Here is a 5,426-nt window from a genome sequence, read left to right as displayed (position 1 = left end):
TGGTCGGGTCGGTGTTAGGCTATTTTATCACTTTAGGTATTACCCGGCCGATCAATAAAGGGGTTGAGTTTGCCAAAGCAATGTCAGAGGGTGATTTGACCCAGACCCTGGATATTGACCAGGCAGATGAAATCGGAATTCAGGCAAAAGCCCTTAATGAGATGAGCATAAATTTAAGAAAAATGTTCACAGATATTGCATCCGGTACTCAGACCCTGACGGCTTCTTCCACCGAGCTTTCAGCTGTTTCAGAACAAATCGCTACAAATTCGAAACAAACCACAGAAAAATCAAACAGTGTGGCTGTAGCTGCTGAAGAGATGGCTACCAATATGAATAGTGTGGCCGCAGCCACTGAACAAACCGCGGCTAATATCCAGACCATTGTTTCTGCGGCAGAAGAGATGACTGCCACCATCAATGAAATAGCAGGCAATACAGCCAAGGGCAGTGAAACAACCTCTCATGCGGTTAAAAAGGCCGAAGAAGTTTCAAGAAAAGTTGATGAGCTTGGAAAAGCTGCCTCAGAAATCAGCAAGGTCACGGAAACCATTGCCGATATTTCCGCTCAGACCAATCTTTTAGCACTCAATGCCACCATTGAAGCGGCTAGGGCAGGAGAAGCCGGTAAAGGGTTTGCCGTTGTGGCACAAGAGATAAAATCCCTTGCCCAGCAGACGGATGAAGCCACCAGGGAAATTAGCGAAAAAATATCCGGGGTTCAGACCACCACGGCCCAATCCGTCACTGCAATTGAATCTATAGTCACAGTCATTAATGATATCGATAGTATTGTCACCACGGTTGCTACTGCCATTGAAGAACAGTCAGCCACCACCCAGGAAATTTCAAACAATGTGAGCCAGATAGCCGAAGGAGTTCAGGAAGTCAATGAAAACGTGAACCAGGCCTCAGCTGTAGTCGGGGAAGTCACCCAGGATATTACAGGGATCAGCCAGGCATCAGAAGAAGTGAACACCGGTAGCCAGCAGATCAATATCAGTTCCACCGAATTATCCAAACTGGCTGAAAATCTTAATGAAATGGTAAGTCGATTTAAAATTTAGATTCGGAGCCCTGTTATTTATGGATGATAAACTCACAGAACTACGAGCTCAATTGAAAGAGCAGGCATTGAAAGACCATGAGAGGCTTTCCCGTTTATTTATTGAAGACAGGTTCAAATTTGAACTTGAAAGAAAGGAGGCAATTGAGAAGAAGCTTAATATAAAAAACGAGAAACTGAGGAATAATCTGATTAAATTACAGAAGAAATGGGATGACATTCTGAAAAATTCAGGCTCAAGTCATAACCGGTTTGTCCTGATTCAAATGCTTTTCTGGGATCATGTTAATGATCATTTCAGACCTGCTTTAAATTGTTTTGGATCCAAAAAAGAATAAAGAAAAGTTTTCGCTAAATAATAGAAACAATTTCTTGGAGAATGGACAATGGTTATAAAATCAACCTACCAGGAATTGGAGCAACGGGTAAAGGAATTAGAAAAAGACGTCCTCAAAACTGAACGTTTGAAAGAGGGGCTTTTGGCTACCCGTCAACTGTTCATGGATATTGTTCAATCCCTGCCTGATCCTACTTTTGTCATCGACAGGGATAAGAAAATAGTTGTGTGGAACCGGGCAATTGAAAAAATGACCGGATTGTCCGGGGAAAATATGATCGGAAAGGCTGACAATGCATATTCGATTCCTTTTTGGGGAGAACCCAGGCAAGTGTTGATCGACCTTATTATGGACCATGATCAGGATGCTTTCCTCCCATATGATTTTATTGAGAAGTACGGTGACAGCTTGGTCAGTGAGGCTTTTCTGCCAAGCTTTAGAGGTGGCGATGGTATCCATGTATGGTTGAAAGCATCCCCGCTATATGATAGCTGTGGAAACTTGATTGGCGCCATCGAAGCAATCCGTGACATCACCGAAAAAAAGCAGACAGAAAGAATCCTATACAAAGAAAAGGAAAGGCTGTCTACAATTTTTGAAAGCAATCCCCATGGTATGGCTATGGTTGATAATAACGGTCAATACCTCTATATCAATTCTTGTTTTACAAAAATTACCGGGTACACACTAAAAGATATTCCCTCCAGGAAAGAATGGTTTGAAAAAGTCTATCCAGATGAGGAGGATAGAAAAAGAATTGCTCGAATATCGGAAAAAGACAATATAAAAAAAAATTTGGACGAGAATCGGGAATTTTCGATCAGATGTAAAAATGGTCAGTCAAAGAATATAGAGTTTAGAACTACCTATTTAAAGGATCAAATAATTTATGTGTTGACAGATGTCACACAACACATGAAAGCCAAAGAAGCACTAAGGGAGAGTGAAGAAAGATTAAAAGTCATTTTTGCAGCAAATCCCGATCCTGTTGTTGTGTACGATGTTAATAGGCATCCAGTATATTTGAATCCCGCCTTTACTGAGGTTTTTGGATGGTGCTTGAATGAACTGCAAGGCAAACGTATCCCCTTTGTTCCCATGGATCAAAAAAAAATCACCAAAGAAAAAATAAAAGAAATTTATGAATCTGGAAATCCTGTTCGATTTGAAACAAAGAGATTATCCAGACATGGGGAGATCATTGATGTTCTCTTTAGTGCAGCGATGATAAAGGATCTTAAAGGAATAAGCAATGGACTTGTTGTTAATTTAACGGATATTATCGAACAAAAAACAATCGAAGAACAACTCAGACAATCCCAGAAAATGGAAGCCATTGGGACCCTTGCCGGAGGTATTGCCCATGATTTTAATAATATTTTGTCTGGAATTTTCGGGTATGCCCAGCTGATAGAGATGAGCCTTAATGATCCGGATAAAGCAAGAAAAAATTTAAAACTGTTGGTTAAAGGCGCTCAAAGGGCAAGTGATCTGGTTCAACAAATTCTGATGTACAGCAGGCAGACTAAACACAAAAAAAATCCGCTTAAGTTATTTCTTATCGTTAAAGAAGCGATCAAATTTCTACGTTCCTCAATACCCGCAACCATTGAAATACAAGAAAAGATATTATCCCGGGCAGTGGTAATGGCAGATCCTACCCAGGTACACCAGATCGTTATAAATCTTTGTACAAACGCTTACTATGCGATGTTTGATTCAGGCGGAACATTAACGGTAGCATTGGACGATATTGAAATCGCAGAACAGGACCATCTCACATCGAATTCTTCCATGCCTGGTAATTATGTCAAACTTGAAGTAAGTGATACAGGTCAGGGTATGGACAAAAAAACCTTGGAAAGAATATTTGACCCTTATTTCACCACAAAAGGAATTGGCAAAGGTACTGGTCTGGGGTTGTCCGTGGTTGACGGCATTGTCAAAAAGCACAATGGGTTCATCAAAGCATACAGTGAGGTCGGTCATGGTTCTATGTTTCAGGTATTCTGGCCGGTAATTGAAAAGAAGAGTTCCCATAATTTTTCAGAAAAAATGGAAAACATTTTGCCCAAAGGGACTGAGCAGATCATGCTCGTGGATGATGAAACCGATATTCTTGACACATTACAGGAAATTTTGGAAAAAGAAGGGTATAAAGTAGCAATCTTTAAAGACGGGCTATCCGCATTACACGCCTTTACTAAAAATCCAGGTATTTTTGATCTCGTCATCACTGATATGACAATGCCTCAGATGACGGGTGAAGAACTGTCTGCCAAGATTTTAAAATTAAGAAAAGATATGCCTATTATCCTTTGTACGGGATATCATGAAAATTTTACTAAGGACATGGCTTGTGAGATTGGTATCAGCAAATATGTTCAAAAACCATTAACGGGTCAGGAATTGTCTGCTTTAGTTCGTGAAATACTGGATGGAAAATAAAGAGTAATATGAAAAAATATAAAATATTATTGGTTGATGATGATCCTGTCCTCATAAAAGGTACAACTTTGTATCTTGAACAAAAAGGGTATCGTGTTTTTACAGCTGATAAGGGAAAAGCAGCAATTGAATTGTTACAGAACACCTCCTTTGATCTGGTATTGACTGATCTTATCATGCCGGGGATTGATGGTTTTCAGGTATTAAAAGAGGCAAAAAAGTTACATCCCGAAATAATGGTCGTAGTTATGACGGGTTATGGCGATGTTAAATTTGCCATTGATTGTCTTCGACTTGGGGCTGATGATTATATGCTCAAGCCCTGTGAGCCGGAAGAAATGCTGATCCGAATAAAAAATTGTTTCGAGAAACTGGAGATCAAAAAACAGGCTGAGCAGACAGAGAAAAAGCTGCATAAATTGCAAGAAGAAATTTTGAATGCCCGAAGACTTGAATCCCTTGGAATATTGTCCGGTGGTATTGCCCATGACTTTAATAACCTTCTGCATGTGATCATAGGATATATTTCCCTGACAAATGAGGATTTGAACATTGAGGGCAAAACGTCTGAAAACCTAAGAGAAGCCGAAAAAGCATGTATCCGGGCAAAAGAAGTGGCAACACGATTAATCACTTTTTCACAAGGCGGAAATCCGGTTAAGGAATTAACAAATATAAGCGATGTGATAAAAGATGCGATTATTTCAGAATTTAGGGGGGATGCCACTAAGTCAGAGATTTCAATACCGGATGATATCAGGCCTGCATATATTGATGCTGTTCAGATAAAGCAGGTTGTTCATAATATCGCAGTGAATGCCAGAGAGGCAATGCAAAATAAGGGGCTGCTTAAAATATATTGCCGGAATATTGATTTTATAAAAGAAGGCCACCTGACATTAAGTCAAGGCAACTATATCAAAATATCCTTTGAAGATCAGGGGTGCGGTATATCAAAAGAACACCTGAAAAAAATATTTGATCCTTATTTTTCAACAAAAGACAGGGGCGTTAATAAAGGCCAGGGGTTGGGGCTTGCAATCTGTCATTCTATTATCAGTAAGCATAAAGGGCTGATTACAGCAGAATCCGAACCGGGAAAAGGATCAATCTTTTCGGTTTATCTGCCGGCAGCTGTTTTGATCAAAGAGCCCGGCTTTCAAGAATCAGGGGAATCATCAATAACACAGAAGCCTGTAAAGCAACCTGTCACAGGGAAAATTCTTGTAATGGATGATGAAGAGATGATTCGTTCTTTTATGACCCAGATACTTAACAGATTAGGATATGATGTTGAAACCTGCACCGATGGCAAAGAGGCGATTGAAATATATAAAAAGGCCATGGAATCAAAACAACCCTTTGATGTTGTGATTTTAGATTTAACCAATCAATATGGAATGGGAGGACAAGAATCCATGAGGAGACTTCTTGAAATTGATCATGATGCTAAAGGGATAGTTAGCACGGGTTATTCTAATGACCCGGTGGTTAGCAATTTCAGATTATACGGTTTTTCAGGTTTTCTTACTAAACCGGCAACTAAAGATCAATTGACCCAGGTTATAAATGCG

4 protein-coding genes are annotated in these 5,426 nt (G+C 39.8%); all 4 read left to right on the top strand.

All coding sequences use genetic code 11. The features are described 5' to 3' along the window. Positions 1-1,067 (top strand): methyl-accepting chemotaxis protein (locus K8S13_RS19455; protein WP_291465165.1); only part of this gene is annotated, 1,067 nt, incomplete at its 5' end. A gap of 19 nt (positions 1,068-1,086) precedes the next feature. Next, positions 1,087-1,404, top strand: coding sequence for a hypothetical protein (locus K8S13_RS19450; RefSeq protein WP_291465164.1), 318 nt, complete (start codon positions 1,087-1,089; stop codon positions 1,402-1,404). 48 nt (positions 1,405-1,452) lie between these two features. Next, positions 1,453-3,852, top strand: a complete 2,400-nt coding sequence (locus tag K8S13_RS19445) for a PAS domain-containing sensor histidine kinase (protein WP_291465162.1) — start codon at positions 1,453-1,455, stop codon at positions 3,850-3,852. Between the two features lie 8 nt (positions 3,853-3,860). Next, positions 3,861-5,426, top strand: a 1,566-nt coding sequence (locus tag K8S13_RS19440) for a response regulator (protein WP_291465161.1), incomplete at its 3' end; no start/stop codon positions are given.

It is taken from the genome of Desulfobacula sp. (genome assembly GCF_021107415.1).
Note: the sequence above shows the minus strand (reverse complement) of the source record. Positions and strands in the feature narration are given on the sequence as shown.